We start from the raw sequence: 17,648 nt of genomic DNA, 5'->3' as shown, positions 1-17,648 counted from the left end.
TTCATTCCAGTTTAATTCGTTTTACATCCCCTAGTACAAACACATAAAAAACCAATCCCAGCAACAGCACAAAACCAGCTACCAGAAAGCTGAGGGTAAAGGAGCCTGTCACATCAAACAAATACCCTGTCAGTGACGCAGCAATAATGCCTCCGAACAGGTTGTTTGCGAGATTCACCATGGAGCTCAGCATGGATACGGAACCGATCGGCGCGAGTTCTGCGGAGATGGACCAGCCGACCGGAGCGGTTGCGGAAATTCCGGCGAGGCCGATGGAAATGCAAATAATGGCTACGGTAATATTGTTCGTCAGAATGGATCCTAAAAAGAAAAAGCCAAAGCTCATTCCGACTATGATTACGGTTCGGTACACCTTGGTGTTAGGATAGCCTTTCTTAATAAAATAATCGACGAGCCAGCCGCCGACGGCAATTCCGGAAATGGTTGAGATCAGCCACGGCACTGCTGTAAATAAACCGGACGACATGAGATCCATACCGTATGTATGTTTAAAGAAAGTCGGAAGCCAGGTGAGCAGCAGGTTGAATGTATACCCGTACCCTGTAAATCCGATCATTAAGCCCCATACTTTCCGATTGGTGAAAAGCTTTTTTAAAAGCGGGCCCGTTTTGTAAGGGATTTGCTCTGTTGTAATGGCATTGTGTTTTTGAATATAGTTTAGTTCACTTTTAGAAATGCGTTTGTGCCGTTCAGGCTGTTCATAATACTGCCAGAAAAAAATCGTAAACAGCACATTGATGCATCCAATCGTCAAAAAAGCGACACGCCAGTCAAATGTTGTGACAAGAAAGGCGACCAATGGCGCGCCGATTACATTTGAAAACTTGGCGGCCGAATCGAACAGTGAGTTTGCCAATCCCCGCTCACTTGGAGGAAACCAGAGAGCGGTTGCTTTAGAGGCAGCAGGGAACGCAGAGGCGCTCGTCAGCCCAATGAGAAACCGGAACAGATACAACAGCAATTTTCCTTGCAAAAAAGCAAGAATGATCGTTAAAAAGCTCCATATTGTCATTCCAACCCTCGTGACCCATGCCACCCCAAAACGGTCCAGCAAACTTCCGACAGGCAGCTGCATCAGTGTATAGGAATGGGTGTAAATGGAAAACACGATGCGGTTGCAGTAAGGTGAAACGAATCTTGTATCGCAGGGGCCGCTACCGAGATGGCCACTCGGTCAAAATAATTAAGAATAATAATGCCGCTAAGTAACGAAGATATGTACCATCTGGTATGCCCAGGCCGTTTCACGCGCTCTTGACTCATGATGAAAACCTCCTCTGTCATAGCATGATCTCCTGATAGAAAAACCATTCAAATTTTAAATACCACAGCGCGCTTTTATATAAACGGCAGGAATTTGACTGGAACAGATCGGTGCTTTAGAATGAAAGTAATAAAAATGAACACTCCAAAGGGGAGTAGCTTTCACAGTAAAGTCGTCATTACGGGACAAGGTGTCCTCGGCTTTGCTGGCAATCTCATTGTTAGCGAGACCTTTGCCAAATCTGATTTGGTGAAGGTCTTTTTGTTTGAGAACTTCACCAAATCGGTGGAGTTTTTTCATTTTTATCAAAAAGGGAGAGGAGCATCAGAATGTCTGAAAGTGGCTGAAGCGTGAATTGGTGAGGAAAGGGCTGCCGTTAGCGAAAGAGAAATTGATTCCGATCTTAAAAGAAAAAATGAAGAAGAAACGATGAGGGGGCTGAAGATGAAGATCATTTTGACAGTACTTGCCGGAGTGGGACTTTTGAGTGCAGGCGGATGCGGCATGCTTGATCAGGTGAATGACGGTTTGAACTATACGAGCGAAGCAGCGGGGTATGTGGAGAAGGTCAAGACATTTGCAGAGGAAGCGCCTGAATTGGCTGAGAAAGCTGTAAATGACACCGAGGCGAAAGAAAAACTTGAAGCGCAGCTTGAGTCGATTCAGAAGGCTGCCGCTGATTTTAATGAATTAACGCCGCCTGATGCCGCAGCGGAGATTCATCAAACCATTCAGGAGCATAACGAAACCTTGCAGAAAAGCGCTGAAGATGTGCTGAAGCAAGTGGAGGAAGGCAAGGTATCGCTTGAAGAATTGGAGCAGTCAGACCTGGTCCAAAACGCAAAGCAAATTACTGATGTGATGGGACAAATTGAGAAGCTGGGTGAATAAGAAAAAGCATCCCGACGCGGGATGCTTTTTGCTTATTCAGCCATTGCGTCTGTTAAGACAGGAACGACTTGTTTTTTACGGGAAACAACGCCTTTTAAGAGGGCTGTGTTGTTTTCTAAAGTAACGTTGAACGCTTTTTCCACTTTCGCTGCTTCGTTACCGATTGCAAGAGCAAGTGAATCATTTTCTAAGATATCTGTGATAACGAGAAGGAACAGATCAAGATTCTTCTCAGCCACAACTTTTGAGATCACAGCTTCTAATTCAGCTTGGCGTTTTTTCACATCTTCAATGTCCACTGTGTTTACTTGTGCGATTTCGACTTTCTTGCTGCCGAGTGTAAATTCTTTCGCATCAAGAGAAATGAGCTCTTCCACTGTTTTTTTGCTTAGATCAGCGCCTGCTTTCAGCATGTTCAAGCCGTATTCTTCAGCATCTACGCCAGCGATCTCCGCAAGCTCTTTTGCTGCCGCTACGTCTTGGTCCGTGCAAGTTGGAGATTTAAATAACAGGGAATCAGAAATGATCGCAGACAGCATAAGGCCGGCAATTTCTTTCTCGATTTTCACGTTATTCTCTTTGTACATTTTGTTTAAGATGGTAGCCGTACAGCCTACAGGCTCAGCACGATAGTAAAGCGGCTCAGCTGTTTCAAAGTTAGCGATGCGGTGATGGTCGATAACCTCTAAAACCTGAACCTCTTCAATGTCTTTGATGCTTTGCTGGCGTTCGTTATGGTCAACCAGGATAACGCCGTTTACTTCGTTTGCAGCTGTTTCAACAAGACGCGGGCTTTCTTGTTTGAAATAGTCAAGCGCGTATTGTGTTTCGCCGTTGACTTGTCCGAGACGGACAGGCTCAGCATTGTAGCCGAGTTTGTTTTTCAAATCAGCATAAGCGATCGCAGAACAAATCGTATCTGTGTCTGGGTTTTGGTGTCCGAAAATAAGTATCTTTTCCATGATAGCTCCTATCCTTTTTTTAAGTAGTGTAATCTTTATATAGTTTAACACGTCTGGCTGCAGGTGTAATCATGCAAACCCTTAAAAATTGATGTGAATAAGAAGCATTTTCTTTGAGCTAAGGAGAAAAGGTGTGTAAAATACTGGGTAGCTTAGTTGCAAAATGTAATGTAGTATCAAAAAAGGTACTATTGGAGGATCAAGAATGAGTGGAAAAAAGAATATATACCCGAACAAAGAAGGCTGTCCAGTTGAATTTACTCTAGATGTCATTGGCGGAAAGTGGAAAGGAATTCTTTTTTATCACATGATAGATGGCAAGAAACGATTTAATGAGTTTCGGCGAATCTGCCCGAGTATTACTCAAAGAATGCTTACTCTTCAGCTGAGGGAGCTGGAAGCGGACGGCATCGTGCATCGTGAGGTTTATCAACAGGTGCCGCCCAAGGTTGAGTACTCTCTGACGGAATTCGGGCGAACGCTTGAACCGATTGTTTTGCAAATGAAAGAATGGGGAGAATCCAACAGAGACGTGCTGGAATCTTATCGTTCGAACGGCTTACTGAAGGATCAGCAGAAATAGCAGCAAAGGGAAAACTCCTTTGCTGCTTGTTTTATTTCATTGAAATGGCTCTGTTGGCGTTTCTGACATCGTTTTTCAACAGTTCAGAAAGGTTGTAAGACGGATAATATCCATGCTGATACATGTATCGATAAACATGGGCGTGCAGCTGGATGGCAGCATTCAGCTGTTTGACCAGTACGTTTCTTAATTGAGGTGTTGCTGTTTCTGTAATTGCGATGGCATAGCTGCGGACAGATGTTTTAGCAAAACCGAGCAGGTCACCGCTGTAAAATGGGTTATCTGCGCGTTCTTCTTCCTCATCTTCTCTGTGCGGAGCCTGTGGAAAGAACGGAAGAAGCTCTCTTAAATTTTGCTCAACACCCTGAATAGACACGTTATAAAGCTGTCTGAGCTAAGGGTCTTTTACTTCTCTTATCATTTTCTTCAGTTTAATGAGTCCGTTTGATTGAAAAGCAACCAGCTCGTGCATTTCTAATGTTTCATGCCAAGCCAATGTTCTGCGTTCATCCATGTGAAAATTCTCCTTTATCGATCAGATTCCATATCAGCATATGCCCAATGCTCAATGTTGTTCATGATGTTTTGAAGTTTTTAAAAAGGGAAATTCACCTTATATAGGATACGGGTTGAGAACATGCACAAAGAGGTGAAACACAATGTGGGACATGATAAAGAACTTTTTCTTGTTTAGCAGCGGCGTTCTGCAAGCAACAACCCTTTTACTGGTGATCTTAATTTTTATGTATGTCAGAAAAACGAAAAAGAAAAACAAGGAATCTTCTGGCTTTATGGATGATAAACATTAATTGTGATGGGCATTCTTTTCAAAGAATGTCTTTTCATTTTTCATGTTTCACATGAAACATTAGCGTCATTTTACTTACGATTTGGACTTATGTTAAAATATAAAAGTAAAATTTAGAGATGATATAAAAACATTCGGTGCAAAGTATGTTGCAGCGATGAAAAAGAGCAGTCGTTTATGCTGCTCTTTTCTATTCGTATGTTCAGGATGATACGAGGTGACTAAGTGAAACAAACGAGAGCTTTAATGGAAGGTGCTATTTTAATCAGTCTGTTTGCGATCATCACGCTTCTGGTCGTTTATGTTCCTGTGATTGGAACAATTCTGTTATTTGCACTGCCGCTGCCAATGATCTTGTATACGATCAGACATGGATTGAAGCTAGGGATATGGATGGGCGCTGTCAGTCTTCCGGTTGTTTTTATTGTCGGGTCCTTTAACGGGCTTATTGTAGCTTTTATGTCAGCTTGCGCCGGCATTGCCATGGGACATTTTTTCAAAAGGAAAGAGCCCGGGCACGCCATTATTTCGGGCGCTCTTATTTATATGCTTAGTATTGTCTTCTATTTTGTGATAAGCATTCAGTTTTTGGGTATCAATATCATTGATGAGGCGATGACACAATACCGGCAATCTCTTGATATGGTAGAAACTGTAGCGAAGCAGTCGGGCAATGCTGGACAGTTTGAGAAGCAATTAAAACTGATGGAAGAACAATTGGGTATCGTTCAATATCTTTTTCCAACAGCTATTGTGATGGTAGGAGTTATTTTTTCTTTCCTCAGTTACCTTATCGCTAAGCCGCTCTTAAGGCGATTCTCCCCCGATATTCCTAATCTAAAGCCTTTTAGAGAGTTGAAGTTTCCGCAAAGTGTTGTAGTACTGTATTTGATTATTGTCATGCTTTCATTTTTGCCTTTAGAAAAAGGCCAAATGCTGTACTCTATCGCTTTAAATGGGGAGTTTATACTCGGGTTTCTGATTTTCATCCAAGGTTTATCATTTATCTTTTTCTATTGCCATAAGAAACAATATCCAAAGGCTGCGGCTGTGATTGCTGTCATACTTGGGTTTGTGCATCCGGTCTTCATGGCGGCCATTCGCATTTTAGGCGTTTTAGATATGGGCTTTCATATAAGGAATAAGGTGAAGTGAACATGAGTTTTACTCACATGGTGGGGAGTGATAGAAATGCCAAGCTTTTATGAAAAACCGCTGTTTCGGTATCCCATCTATGCATTGATTGCTCTGTCAATTATTACAATCCTCATCAGCTTTTATTTTAACTGGATATTAGGAACCGTCGAAGTGCTGCTGCTGGCAGTTATTTTGTTTTTTATTAAGCGTGCTGATTCTCTTATTCGACAAGAGATTGATGCTTATATTTCTACGTTGTCCTACAGGTTGAAAAAAGTCGGTGAAGAGGCATTGATGGAAATGCCGATTGGAATCATGCTTTTTAATGACCAATATTATATAGAATGGGCAAATCCGTTTCTTTCCTCTTGCTTTAATGAAAGCACTTTAGTGGGGAGATCACTTTACGATACTTGTGAATCGGTAGTGCCGCTTATCAAACAAGAGGTGGAATCGGAAACGGTTACATTGAATGACCGCAAGTTTAGGGTTGTCATCAAACGGGATGAGCGTCTCTTATATTTCTTTGATGTAACAGAACAAATTCAGATTGAAAAGCTATATGAAAACGAAAGAACCGTCCTGGCATATATTTTCCTTGATAACTATGATGATGTGACACAAGGATTGGATGACCAGACGAGAAGCACGATGAACAGCCAGGTGACATCTTTGCTGAACGCTTGGGCGCAGGAGTACGGGATCTTCTTGAAAAGGACGTCTTCAGAGCGCTTTATCGCTGTACTTAATGAACACATCTTAACTGAACTCGAAAATTCGAAGTTTTCGATTCTTGATGAAGTGCGGGAAAAAACCTCGTTTGACGGTGTAGCGCTGACGTTAAGCGTCGGTGTCGGGGCTTCAGTCTCTTCCCTGAAAGAACTTGGCGATTTGGCGCAATCCAGCTTGGACTTAGCACTGGGACGCGGCGGAGACCAGGTAGCCATTAAGCTGCCAAACGGCAAGGTGAAGTTTTACGGCGGTAAAACAAACCCAATGGAGAAACGAACAAGGGTGCGGGCCCGCGTGATTTCTCACGCCTTAAAGGAAATCGTCACCGAAAGCAGCAATGTGATTATCATGGGGCATAAATTCCCCGACATGGATTCTATCGGCGCAGCGATCGGGATTTTAAAGGTGGCTCAGGCAAATAACAAAGATGGTTTTATCGTGATTGACCCAAACCAAATCGGATCAAGTGTGCAGCGTTTGATTGGGGAAATCAAAAAATATGAAGAACTGTGGTCAAGATTTATTACGCCTGAAGAAGCAATGGAGATTTCCAATGATGACACACTGCTTGTGATCGTTGATACACATAAGCCGTCACTCGTCATGGAGGAACGGCTGGTCAATAAAATTGAACATATCGTGGTCATCGACCATCACCGAAGAGGTGAGGAGTTTATCAGAGATCCGCTGCTTGTTTATATGGAACCATACGCTTCTTCCACAGCGGAATTGGTGACAGAGCTGCTTGAATATCAGCCGAAGCGTTTAAAAATCAATATGATTGAAGCAACGGCCCTATTAGCTGGTATAATAGTGGATACAAAGAGCTTTTCTCTCCGCACGGGCTCGCGGACTTTTGATGCGGCTTCTTATTTAAGGGCAAAAGGCGCCGACACGGTGCTGGTGCAGAAGTTCCTGAAAGAAACCGTTGATTCCTATATTAAACGGGCGAAGCTGATCCAGCATACGGTCCTCTATAAAGATAACATTGCGATTGCTTCTCTTCCTGAAAATGAAGAGGAATACTTCGATCAAGTGCTGATTGCGCAGGCTGCCGATTCGCTGCTGTCGATGAGTGAGGTTGAGGCTTCATTTGCGGTGGCGAGACGGGATGAACAAACGGTTTGTATCAGTGCGCGGTCGCTTGGCGAGGTAAATGTTCAGATCATCATGGAGGCCCTGGAAGGCGGAGGGCATTTAACAAATGCGGCGACTCAGTTGTCCGGCATTTCAGTTTCTGAAGCGCTGGAACGGCTGAAGCACGCCATAGATGAGTATTTTGAGGGAGGCGTACAGAGATGAAGGTTATTTTCTTACAAGATGTAAAAGGAAAAGGAAAAAAAGGCGAAGTCAAAAACGTAGCAGACGGTTATGCGCATAACTTTCTAATTAAAAAAGGCCTCGCGGTTGAAGCGAACGCTTCAAACATCAGCGCGCTAAACGGACAAAAGCAGAAAGAGAAAAAAGAAGCCATTGCTGAGCTTGAGCAGGCTAAGAGCTTGAAAGAGACATTAGAAAAACTGACTGTTGAGCTTAGCGCAAAATCAGGTGAGGGCGGCCGTTTATTTGGTTCAGTGACAAGCAAGCAAATTACTGAACAGCTCCAAAAAGACCATAACATTAAAGTAGATAAGCGGAAGCTTGAACTGCCGGACGGCATTCGTGCATTAGGATATACGAACGTGCCTGTGAAGCTGCATCCTGAAGTGCAGGCTGTGTTAAAGGTACATGTAAAAGAAGAAGCTTAATAGAAAAGAGGCTTGGATTCATCCAAGCCTCTTTTTTTTATTCCACGAGATAAAGAGTTTGCTGGCTTTCTCCGCCAGGTCCTCCTCGCATTCCCTGCACGCTGTTCGTGCTGCTGGAGGAACCGCTGTACTCGTCAGATGTTATTTCTTTTCCGTTTTTCTTAATCCAGGAAACAAGTTCGCTGTTGCCTGAGTTGTTTTCGGACAGAAGGAAGTATTTCACTTTGCCTTCTTTGATCAGTTTTTTCAGTTCCGACACAGTCAGAATGGGATCCGTGCCGTTAAATCCGCCCATTGCCATAACAGATTCATTTTCGTAAATGATGTATGGCGCAGCTGTTACGGTTGTCAAAGTAGCAAATAAATATTCTTCGCCGGTATTGTGTTTTCTCAGATAGGACAGGAGCCCGCTGTCGACCTCTGAAGAGAACATGTTCCCGCCGTTTGCTGAGCCTTTGAGCTGCGGGCCGGATTCAGGAAGGACGCTGTTGCCACCGTATAGAAGCGGCGTTGCTGACCAGTAAACTGGTGTGAGAAGCAGAACGCACAAGCTGATGATGGTCAGCTGCTTACTGAACGGATGGCTGCGTTTAAGCATCAGAAGTGCAAGGGTGATGCCCAGTCCTAAGAGCCCCAGGACATACATCCATACACTGCCGATTTGGCTTGTATAAGCACTCAGAATATACACCTGGAACGCGGCTGTGATCAGAACGGCTGCCGGCAGAAGATAGCTGGACCAGTCTTTATTATTTTTGTATAAGCGGTGCATCGTATACCATCCGATACCAGAAAGGGCGGCAATCGGCGGTGCCAGCATAATCAAATAATACTGGTGGAAGAATCCTGCGATGCTGAAGAAACCAGCCACGGGAACAAGCCAAGCCGCCCAGAATAGCGTTTCTTTCATTTCAGCAGCATGTCCGCGGCGATCACGGTACCAGCTGACGATTGCGCCCAGTAATCCGATCAATGAGAATGGAAGCATCCAGCTGATTTGGCCGGAGAGTGCTGATTGGAAAAGACGAAGCGGTCCAGGATCACCGGTGCCGAACATATTCACGCTTTTTCCGCCTCCACCGCCAGGCCCTCCATTTCCAGGTCCGTTGCCACCTGTGGGAGGTGTGCCTCCGCCTCCATTGAGAGCGCCGGTTTGTCCGTTAGACGGCTGAGGCGCATGTGAATGGTTTCCGAATGATTGATTTCCGTTCTGAGAAAAAGATGAACCGTTGCCATTTGGCGCTTGCATGTTGTCTTGATTCTGCATCTTCCCTCCGCCAGCAGCATTCATATCACCCTTTGCCAGGCCCGTAGTTTGCCCAAGCAGACGCTCTGTGCCGTTGTAGCCAAAGGCCAGTTCTAGCACTGAGTTGGTCTGGCTGCTTCCTACATAAGGCCGGCTTGAGGAAGAGGCTGAATCCACTGCAATCGCCCATGAGAGTGAAAGGCCTGTCAGAAGGACAAGAGACAGAAGCAGGGACCCGATTTTTTTCTTCAGAGAAACCCGATATGCAACCAGGTAGAATAACACAAATGCAGGCAATACCATAAACGCTTGCATCATCTTCATATTAAAGGCGAGCCCAATTAGGGCAAATGCCGTCAGCAGCCAAACCAGCTTGCCTTGTTTTACTGCCCGAAACAGGCAAGCTGAACCGAGCAATATGGTAAAGACAAGCATGCTGTCAATATTGTTTGTCCGGCTGACAGCTACTGCGATAGGGGTCAGTGCCATAACAAGTGCGGAAATGCGGGCCGCTCCAATTCCAAAAGTCGGCTTGATCATTCTGTAGAGAAGGAAGACAGATCCAACTCCGGCAAGAGCCTGGGGAATGATGACACTCCACGTGTGAACACCGAAAATCAGTGCGAAAATCGTTTGAATCCATAACACGACAGGAGGCTTATCTACTGTCACAAATCCAGAAGGGTCAAATGACGCATAAAAGAAATTATGGAAGCTTTGCGTCATGCTTTTTACAGCCGCCAAATAGTACTGGTTCGCTGTATCATCCTGCCAAATGTGATACGTATTCAAAAAAGCTGCTGCCAGCAAAATAAGAATAAGGGCTGCGTCGAATCGTTTGGTTTTCATCGTTTTTCACCTCTTTATGGTGTCTCATTGTAAAAAACAAATATGAAAAACTTATGAATAAACAATAAATATTCAAAGAAAAAAGCGGAGATATTTTCCCCGCTTTTATGCTGAATTTCTTTGTTTTTCTGACTGAAAAATGTATCGATCTCGTCCGGCTCTCTGTCCAGCTGCTCCCATTACGATCAGGGCAGCAATGAGAAGCACTATCGGCATCGTCCATGAATGCGTCTGGTCAAAGAGATAGCCGACAAAGATTGGCCCGACTGCTGCCAGCAGGTAGCCGAATGACTGAGACATGCCTGACAGCGCAGCGGCCTGTTGGGCATTTTCACTGCGGAGACCAATCAAAGTGAGCGCCAGACTAATGCTGGAGCCTTGTCCGATACCGATAATGATCATCCAGATGGCAAGCAATGTATGGCTTCCGCCCGCTAATAATCCGCAAAGGCCGATCAGATAAACTGAGGCCAGCGCCGCAACGATACCGCGCTGCTGTTTCACACGGTCAGCTAAAACTGGTGTCAGAAAAGTGGAAGGCAGACTCGCAAATTGCATGAGTGATACCATCCATCCGGCTGTTGCCGTATCAATCCCGTGTGAACGGAGAATTTCAGGAAACCAAGCGATGCTGCTGTAAAATAAAAACGATTGCAGGCCCATAAAGATGGTGACATACCATGCCATTTTGGAAGCCCAAATGGAACTGGATTGCAGCTTCATTGTCTGGTTTGCCGTATCCCGGTGGCGCAGCTGAGGTATCCAGATTAGCAATGCAAGTAAAGCCAGCCCGCCCCATAAGAGAAAGGCCTGTTTCCATCCGCCATCCATCTGGGTCGCTAAAGGAACGCTGACACCCGATGCTAAAGCTGCGAATATATTCATTGATGTCGTATACAGGCTGATCATGATCCCTGGCTTTTCAGGGTATTTATGTTTGATTAAGCTTGGCAAAAGTACGTTACCAATCGCAATCCCGACGCCGATAAGTGCCGTTCCGAAAAACAAAGCGGCAGTATAGCCGGTAGAACGAGTCAAAACGCCGATAAGCAGTATCACGAGACCTAGCCATAAAGTTCGCTCATTTCCGAGGCGCTGTCCAAGCTTAGGTGCAAGCGGAGAAAGAACTGCAAACGAAAGCAGCGGCAGTGCGGTCAAAAAACCGGCTGCCCCATTGGACATGTGCAGCTCTGCCCGGATAGAGCTAATGACCGGACCGACTGAAGTGATCGCGGGCCGTAAGTTAAAGGCGATAAAGATAATGCCGGTGATCAGCCAAAATGATTGGATTTTTTTATTATGTGGATGTGGCAAAGCAGTTACTCCTCTTTTCTAACATATACATGATATTATCCCGAAACAGGTAAGCAAGTATGTGAATGAAGGCTATGATTTGTCCTCTTTTTGCAGTTCAGCCATTTTGGCAAGCAGAATATACTGAGGCATATGCATGATCTGTTCAAGCGGCAGATTCAAGGACTCTGCAAGCTTTTGTGCAGTTTCAGCAGAAATTTGCAAAGGTCTCACAAAAGATCCCTCCTCTCTTCTGTCCATTGTACAAGAATCAGATGTGAAATGTAAGAAGATGTCACAAAGGAATAGAGCAATCGGAAAATGACCGTTATAAAAGAGGTAAGGAGGGTTCTTATGCACGCACCGTTATCCTTATTAAAACAAATGCTGAAGGAACACCAAATAGACACTGAAAAAGCTGTCACTTTCGAAGAATATATAGCAATGAGGCTAAAGCTTCAGGAGCTGATGGGGAAATTTGCTTCGATCGGGGAGTGGGATCTGTATCAAAAAGCGGCAGATTTGATGATGCACATAGGCATCCAATGGATGAAATAAACCGATAACCGCTAAAAAACCCTCGCTGCAGCGAAGGCTTTCATTCATTAAAATGAGTGTTCTTCTTCCACATTTTTAAACTGGTCATAAATTACAAGCTTAGACGGACTGTTTTCCTTAGCCACCTGTTTGGCCTTTTCAATAGCGGCGTCTTTAGACGTATACAAAGCTGTCGGCGCTACATTCTCCACCTCAATAAACCAGCCGTCCGCATCAACATTAGGCGTAATCGCATATTTCTTTATCATCTTTCATTCCTCCCTCATGTTTTATTGCATTTTTCCCGCCTTGTTGCTGTCCGAAACGATCCAATCTGCTAACTGAAAAAAACAGGAAACAGACAATTTTTCTATTTTTTTTCTGTAGAAATGGTAGAATGGAGGTTGGAGATTTTTTAATGAGAGGACGGTGCTTAGCATGACAGACCTTCTGAATGACCGGCTTCCTCCGCAAAATATAGAAGCTGAACAAGCCGTGTTAGGCGCTATTTTTTTACAGCCGTCTGCTTTAACACTGGCTTCAGAAGTATTGATTCCAGATGATTTCTATAGAATGTCCCACCAAAAAATCTATAATGCGATGCTGGTGCTCGGTGACCGAGGTGAACCGGTTGATCTGGTGACGGTAACATCAGAGCTTGCGAACACAGACCTGCTGGAAGAAGTAGGCGGCATTTCATATTTGACAGATATTGCAAACTCGGTGCCGACAGCGGCTAACATAGAATATTACGCGAAAATCGTTGAGGAAAAATCGATTCTTCGCCGATTAATCAGAACTGCGACAACGATTGCTCAAGACGGGTATACCCGTGAGGATGAGGTCGAGGATTTACTCAGTGAAGCGGAAAAAACGATTATGGAAGTGGCACAGCGCAAAAACACGAGTGCCTTCCAAAATATTAAGGACGTCCTTGTCCAAACCTATGATAATATCGAACAGCTTCACAATCGAAAAGGTGATATCACGGGGATTCCAACAGGGTTTACAGAGCTTGACCGGATGACTGCGGGTTTTCAGCGCAACGACTTGATCATTGTGGCTGCCCGTCCGTCAGTAGGGAAAACAGCCTTTGCCCTGAACATCGCACAAAACGTGGCGACGAAAACCGATGAGAGCGTCGCGATTTTCAGTCTTGAGATGGGTGCCGAGCAGCTCGTTATGCGTATGCTCTGTGCCGAGGGAAATATCAATGCCCAGAATCTCCGTACAGGTAACCTGACCGAAGAGGATTGGGGCAAGCTGACGATGGCAATGGGAAGCCTGTCGAACAGCGGGATTTACATCGATGATACACCGGGTATTCGGGTGAGCGAAATCCGTGCCAAGTGCCGCCGCTTGAAGCAGGAAAGCGGGCTGGGCATGATTTTGATTGATTACCTGCAATTGATTCAGGGAAGCGGTCGTTCAAAGGACAACCGTCAGCAGGAAGTATCTGAAATTTCCCGTGAACTGAAGTCGATTGCCAGGGAGCTGCAAGTCCCAGTTATCGCGCTTTCCCAGCTTTCCAGGGGTGTTGAGCAGCGTCAGGATAAACGGCCGATGATGTCTGATATCCGGGAATCAGGAAGTATCGAGCAGGACGCGGATATTGTCGCGTTCCTTTATCGTGATGACTACTATGACAAAGAAACCGAGAATAAAAATATTATCGAAATTATTATCGCCAAACAGCGTAACGGCCCGGTAGGAACCGTGTCTCTTGCGTTCGTAAAAGAATACAACAAATTCGTCAACCTGGAACGGCGTTTTGATGACGCAGGTGTTCCGCCCGGCGCATAAGCCCCAAGAGCTGCTCTTGGGGTTTTTTCATTCGAAAGATGGAAGAAATACCGTTCGCTCAGCAGATGAGATTTTGAAAGCGTTTTAATAAAATGGTGCAAAAAGGAGATGGTAACAATATGGGAAAAGGTTTTTCGTCTTTTCACGCAGCATAAATCCGAATTGCGCGTCCTACGGGCCAGCTTGATGAGATTATTCGTTTTTACGAAGAGGGACTGTGTTTGAAACGAATAGGAGAATTTTCACAGCATAACGGGTATGACGGTGTCATGTTCGGCCTTCCTCATGCCGATTATCATTTGGAATTCACCCAGTATGAAGGGGAAAGCACTGCCCCCATTCTCCATCCCGACAGCCTTCTTGTTTTTTATGTGCCGAACGCAGATGAACTGGCAGCGATCACTTCAAAGCTAAAACACATGGGCTATCAAGAGGTCGAATCAGAGAACCCGTACTGGAGCAATGGGGGCGTGACGATAGAGGACCCGGACGGCTGGCGAATCGTTTTTATGAATTCTAAAGGGATATCGGGCAAGTGATTCTTTCTTATGCTAAAGGATGAAAGTTTCGCAAGCTTTTTATGACAAAGCAGTGAGAAAACGCTTATAAAACGAATGGAAGCGAACGAATATAGATTTACATTAATTTAATGTTCGGATTTACAATTGACTTTCTGTTTCTTCACTGATAAACTTGATTTGTTTGAATAGAATCGTTTTGAAAGTTTAACGGAGGTGCACGGACATGTCTTCAGTAGTTGTAGTAGGTACGCAATGGGGCGATGAAGGAAAAGGTAAAATTACAGATTTCCTATCAGAAAATGCAGAAGTGATCGCCCGTTATCAAGGCGGAAATAACGCAGGGCATACAATCAAGTTTGACGGAATCACATATAAGCTTCACTTAATCCCGTCTGGAATTTTCTATAAGGATAAAACGTGTGTAATCGGAAACGGAATGGTTGTAGATCCGAAAGCATTAGTCACAGAGCTTGCGTATCTTCATGAGCGCAACGTGAGTACAGATAACCTGAGAATCAGCAACAGAGCTCACGTCATTCTGCCGTATCATTTGAAATTGGATGAAGTGGAAGAAGAGCGTAAAGGGGCTAACAAGATCGGCACAACGAAAAAAGGAATCGGCCCTGCTTACATGGATAAAGCAGCCCGCATCGGAATTCGCATCGCGGATCTGTTAGACCGTGACGCGTTTGCGGAAAAGCTTGAGCGCAATCTTGAAGAAAAAAACCGTCTTCTCGAGAAAATGTACGAGACAGAAGGGTTTAAACTTGAGGATATCTTAGACGAATATTATGAGTACGGCCAGCAGATTAAAAAATATGTTTGCGATACATCTGTTGTCTTAAACGATGCTCTTGATGAAGGGCGCCGTGTATTATTTGAAGGCGCACAAGGGGTTATGCTCGATATCGACCAAGGAACATACCCGTTTGTTACGTCATCTAACCCGGTTGCCGGCGGTGTCACGATCGGTTCTGGTGTCGGCCCGACCAAAATCAAGCACGTTGTCGGTGTATCAAAAGCATATACGACTCGTGTCGGCGACGGTCCTTTCCCGACTGAGCTGAAAGATGAAATCGGCGATCAAATCCGTGAAGTCGGACGCGAATATGGAACAACAACAGGCCGCCCGCGCCGTGTCGGCTGGTTTGACAGCGTTGTTGTCCGCCACGCCCGCCGTGTGAGCGGAATTACAGATCTTTCTCTGAACTCAATTGACGTCCTAACAGGAATTGAAACGTTGAAAATCTGTGTGGCGTACCGCTACAAAGGCGAAATCATTGAAGAATTTCCAGCAAGTCTTAAGGCACTTGCTGAATGTGAGCCGGTATATGAAGAAATGCCAGGCTGGACTGAGGATATTACAGATGCGAAGAGCTTGAGCGAGCTTCCGGAGAATGCGCGCCATTATCTTGAGCGTGTGTCTCAGCTGACAGGCATTCCGCTTTCTATTTTCTCTGTCGGTCCAGACCGCTCACAAACAAATGTCCTTCGCAGTGTGTACCGTGCGAACTAAATAGAATATGCCAACAAGCCCCTATATCAGGGGCTTGTTTTTTGTTTGAAAGCCGCATATAAGTTGGTCTGAGAAAAAAATATGAAAAAAACCAAAAAAGTTATTGCCACTTCTATTTGTTCGTGATATTATAAATCTCGTTGTTACGGAAACTGCTTCAATAGAGTACAAGATGAGAACTAGATCTAAGTCGTTTGCTCTATAGAAATTCCGACATCTTTAAGAGCCATTAGCTCAGTTGGTAGAGCATCTGACTTTTAATCAGAGGGTCGAAGGTTCGAGTCCTTCATGGCTCACCATTTCGTGAAGGCCCGTTGGTCAAGCGGTTAAGACACCGCCCTTTCACGGCGGTAACACGGGTTCGAATCCCGTACGGGTCATTGATTTACTTTAGCGTTATTGCTAAATTCCTTATTTGTCTGTGAGAGCTGACACGACAGCTCTCCGGGCAATTACTGTAAGGTCCGGTAGTTCAGTTGGTTAGAATGCCTGCCTGTCACGCAGGAGGTCGCGGGTTCGAGTCCCGTCCGGACCGCCATTTTACTTTACTTAGTAGAGAAAAATAAAACATTTGGCTCGGTAGCTCAGTTGGTAGAGCAACGGACTGAAAATCCGTGTGTCGGCGGTTCGATTCCGTCCCGAGCCACTTACCAAACGCATCTGCAATCGTAGGTGCGTTTTTTCTTTTAGGAAAAAGGCAAACATGAGGAGTGTTATAATAGAAGAAAAAGGGAGAACCGGCCCTGCAGCCGGTTCAAAGAAGAAGACGTCATTGATAAAGACGCACTCCGGTGAGGGGAGGTTTCAATAAAGTTATCTTTTTTTAAAAAAGTTGACCAGCATGACAATAGATAAACAACTGGGGATAAAGGTGAAACATGTGTTTTTTTCTAAACCTTTATTTTTTTTATCTTTTGACCTTAAACCGTTATAATAGACAAGGACCCATTCTTTACATGGGCCATAAGTGATGAAACGAATGTTATATAGATGAAATGAAGTCATTCGGCAGGAGGAAAATCAAAATGATGGATAAAAAGATCCTTGTAGTAGATGATGAAAAACCGATTGCAGATATATTGGAATTTAACTTAAGAAAAGAAGGCTATGAAGTGCACTGTGCCCACGACGGAAACGAAGCCATTGAAATGGTAGAAGAGCTTCAGCCTGATTTAATTCTTTTAGATATTATGCTCCCGAATAAAGACGGCGTTGAGGTATGCCGTGAAGTCAGAAAGAAATACGATATGCCAATCATTATGCTGACGGCTAAGGATTCAGAAATTGACAAGGTTATCGGGCTCGAAATCGGTGCTGATGACTATGTCACAAAACCATTCAGCACACGCGAGCTCTTGGCGCGTGTAAAAGCGAACCTGCGCCGCCAGCTGACAACAGCGCCTGCGGAGGAAGAGCCTTCCTCTAACGAGATTCATATCGGCTCTCTCGTCATCTTCCCTGACGCGTACGTTGTATCAAAACGAGATGAAACAATCGAATTGACTCATCGTGAGTTCGAATTGCTTCATTATTTAGCAAAACATATCGGACAAGTGATGACCCGTGAACATTTGCTTCAAACCGTTTGGGGCTATGATTACTTCGGCGATGTCAGAACGGTTGACGTAACAGTCCGCCGGCTTCGTGAAAAAATCGAGGACAACCCGAGCCATCCAAATTGGATCGTCACACGCCGCGGTGTAGGTTATTACTTGAGAAACCCAGAACAGGACTAAT

At 44.8% G+C, this 17,648-nt stretch carries 17 protein-coding genes, 4 tRNA genes and 2 pseudogenes; 16 read left to right on the top strand and 7 right to left on the bottom strand.

All coding sequences use genetic code 11. The features are described 5' to 3' along the window. Position 1: 1 nt before the first annotated feature. A pseudogene (locus tag NSQ09_RS05250) lies at positions 2-1,305 on the bottom strand (MFS transporter). A 100-nt stretch (positions 1,306-1,405) separates the two neighbouring features. On the opposite strand from NSQ09_RS05250, the gene NSQ09_RS05245 reads away from it, so the two are divergent. Then, the gene (locus NSQ09_RS05245) at positions 1,406-1,639 is read left to right on the top strand and encodes a hypothetical protein (protein WP_257986356.1); all 234 of its coding nucleotides are present in this window, start codon (positions 1,406-1,408) and stop codon (positions 1,637-1,639) included. Between the two features lie 90 nt (positions 1,640-1,729). Further along, positions 1,730-2,176 (top strand): DUF6376 family protein, encoded by a 447-nt coding sequence (locus tag NSQ09_RS05240; RefSeq protein ID WP_069837904.1) that lies wholly within the window; start codon positions 1,730-1,732, stop codon positions 2,174-2,176. Positions 2,177-2,208: 32 nt separating this feature from the next. Here the strand turns inward: NSQ09_RS05240 and NSQ09_RS05235 are convergent, their stop codons facing one another. After that, positions 2,209-3,138, bottom strand: coding sequence for a manganese-dependent inorganic pyrophosphatase (locus tag NSQ09_RS05235; RefSeq protein WP_017695792.1), 930 nt, complete (start codon positions 3,136-3,138; stop codon positions 2,209-2,211). 205 nt (positions 3,139-3,343) lie between these two features. Here NSQ09_RS05235 and hypR point away from each other — a divergent pair, with 205 nt between their 5' ends. Continuing rightward, the gene (gene hypR, locus NSQ09_RS05230) at positions 3,344-3,721 is read left to right on the top strand and encodes a transcriptional regulator HypR (RefSeq protein ID WP_014478546.1); all 378 of its coding nucleotides are present in this window, start codon (positions 3,344-3,346) and stop codon (positions 3,719-3,721) included. 31 nt (positions 3,722-3,752) lie between these two features. On the opposite strand, the pseudogene cotF reads toward hypR, so the two are convergent. Beyond that, positions 3,753-4,235 (bottom strand): annotated as a pseudogene (gene cotF, locus NSQ09_RS05225) (spore coat protein CotF). 145 nt (positions 4,236-4,380) lie between these two features. Here cotF and NSQ09_RS05220 point away from each other — a divergent pair. From NSQ09_RS05220 to rplI, 4 genes are all read left to right on the top strand, one after another. After that, the gene (locus NSQ09_RS05220) at positions 4,381-4,530 is read left to right on the top strand and encodes a hypothetical protein (RefSeq protein ID WP_003226909.1); all 150 of its coding nucleotides are present in this window, start codon (positions 4,381-4,383) and stop codon (positions 4,528-4,530) included. Positions 4,531-4,754: 224 nt separating this feature from the next. Next, the gene (locus tag NSQ09_RS05215) at positions 4,755-5,684 is read left to right on the top strand and encodes a YybS family protein (protein WP_003226911.1); all 930 of its coding nucleotides are present in this window, start codon (positions 4,755-4,757) and stop codon (positions 5,682-5,684) included. Positions 5,685-5,720: 36 nt separating this feature from the next. Beyond that, complete coding sequence (gene gdpP, locus NSQ09_RS05210) at positions 5,721-7,700, top strand: cyclic-di-AMP phosphodiesterase GdpP (RefSeq protein WP_003242517.1); 1,980 nt, start codon at positions 5,721-5,723, stop codon at positions 7,698-7,700. Further along, on the top strand, positions 7,697-8,146 hold the full coding sequence (gene rplI / locus NSQ09_RS05205; RefSeq protein ID WP_003226915.1) for a 50S ribosomal protein L9: 450 nt from the start codon (positions 7,697-7,699) through the stop codon (positions 8,144-8,146). The genes gdpP and rplI overlap by 4 nt, the downstream gene beginning before the upstream one ends. A 37-nt stretch (positions 8,147-8,183) precedes the next feature. Here rplI and NSQ09_RS05200 read toward each other — a convergent pair whose 3' ends face one another. From NSQ09_RS05200 to NSQ09_RS05190, 3 genes are all read right to left on the bottom strand, one after another. Then, entirely contained in the window at positions 8,184-10,241 is a 2,058-nt protein-coding gene (locus tag NSQ09_RS05200; protein WP_213383755.1) for a glycosyltransferase family 39 protein, read from the bottom strand. A gap of 105 nt (positions 10,242-10,346) precedes the next feature. After that, complete coding sequence (locus NSQ09_RS05195; protein ID WP_017695789.1) at positions 10,347-11,555, bottom strand: CynX/NimT family MFS transporter; 1,209 nt, start codon at positions 11,553-11,555, stop codon at positions 10,347-10,349. Positions 11,556-11,627: 72 nt separating this feature from the next. Further along, positions 11,628-11,768 (bottom strand): YycC family protein, encoded by a 141-nt coding sequence (locus NSQ09_RS05190; RefSeq protein WP_144453085.1) that lies wholly within the window; start codon positions 11,766-11,768, stop codon positions 11,628-11,630. A 120-nt stretch (positions 11,769-11,888) separates the two neighbouring features. Between NSQ09_RS05190 and NSQ09_RS05185 the strand changes: the two genes are divergently transcribed. Continuing rightward, positions 11,889-12,092 carry a hypothetical protein gene (locus tag NSQ09_RS05185; protein WP_003244312.1) on the top strand — a complete coding sequence of 68 codons (204 nt, stop codon included), beginning with the start codon at positions 11,889-11,891 and terminating at the stop codon, positions 12,090-12,092. A 47-nt stretch (positions 12,093-12,139) separates the two neighbouring features. On the opposite strand, the gene NSQ09_RS05180 is transcribed toward NSQ09_RS05185, so the two are convergent. Further along, the gene (locus NSQ09_RS05180) at positions 12,140-12,340 is read right to left on the bottom strand and encodes a DUF2188 domain-containing protein (RefSeq protein ID WP_003226922.1); all 201 of its coding nucleotides are present in this window, start codon (positions 12,338-12,340) and stop codon (positions 12,140-12,142) included. Positions 12,341-12,509: 169 nt separating this feature from the next. On the opposite strand from NSQ09_RS05180, the gene dnaB reads away from it, so the two are divergent. The 8 genes from dnaB to walR all read left to right on the top strand — a co-directional run bounded on the left by dnaB (position 12,510) and on the right by walR (position 17,647). Further along, positions 12,510-13,874, top strand: coding sequence for a replicative DNA helicase (gene dnaB, locus NSQ09_RS05175; RefSeq protein WP_003226923.1), 1,365 nt, complete (start codon positions 12,510-12,512; stop codon positions 13,872-13,874). Between the two features lie 155 nt (positions 13,875-14,029). Then, positions 14,030-14,413 carry a VOC family protein gene (locus tag NSQ09_RS05170; protein ID WP_226465749.1) on the top strand — a complete coding sequence of 128 codons (384 nt, stop codon included), beginning with the start codon at positions 14,030-14,032 and terminating at the stop codon, positions 14,411-14,413. Between the two features lie 205 nt (positions 14,414-14,618). Further along, the gene (purA, locus tag NSQ09_RS05165) at positions 14,619-15,911 is read left to right on the top strand and encodes an adenylosuccinate synthase (RefSeq protein ID WP_069837900.1); all 1,293 of its coding nucleotides are present in this window, start codon (positions 14,619-14,621) and stop codon (positions 15,909-15,911) included. A gap of 223 nt (positions 15,912-16,134) precedes the next feature. Continuing rightward, positions 16,135-16,210 (top strand) — tRNA-Lys (locus tag NSQ09_RS05160). Between the two features lie 9 nt (positions 16,211-16,219). Then, positions 16,220-16,291: transfer RNA gene (locus NSQ09_RS05155), tRNA-Glu, on the top strand. A gap of 81 nt (positions 16,292-16,372) precedes the next feature. Next, positions 16,373-16,449 (top strand) — tRNA-Asp (locus NSQ09_RS05150). Positions 16,450-16,484: 35 nt separating this feature from the next. After that, positions 16,485-16,557, top strand: a tRNA-Phe gene (locus NSQ09_RS05145). A 382-nt stretch (positions 16,558-16,939) separates the two neighbouring features. Continuing rightward, on the top strand, positions 16,940-17,647 hold the full coding sequence (gene walR, locus NSQ09_RS05140) for a cell wall metabolism DNA-binding response regulator WalR (RefSeq protein ID WP_069837943.1): 708 nt from the start codon (positions 16,940-16,942) through the stop codon (positions 17,645-17,647). Position 17,648: the final 1 nt, after the last annotated feature.

Source organism: Bacillus sp. FSL W8-1202 (genome assembly GCF_038006165.1).
Taxonomy (GTDB): domain Bacteria; phylum Bacillota; class Bacilli; order Bacillales; family Bacillaceae; genus Bacillus; species Bacillus subtilis.
This window is presented reverse-complemented; position numbering and strand designations above follow the sequence as displayed.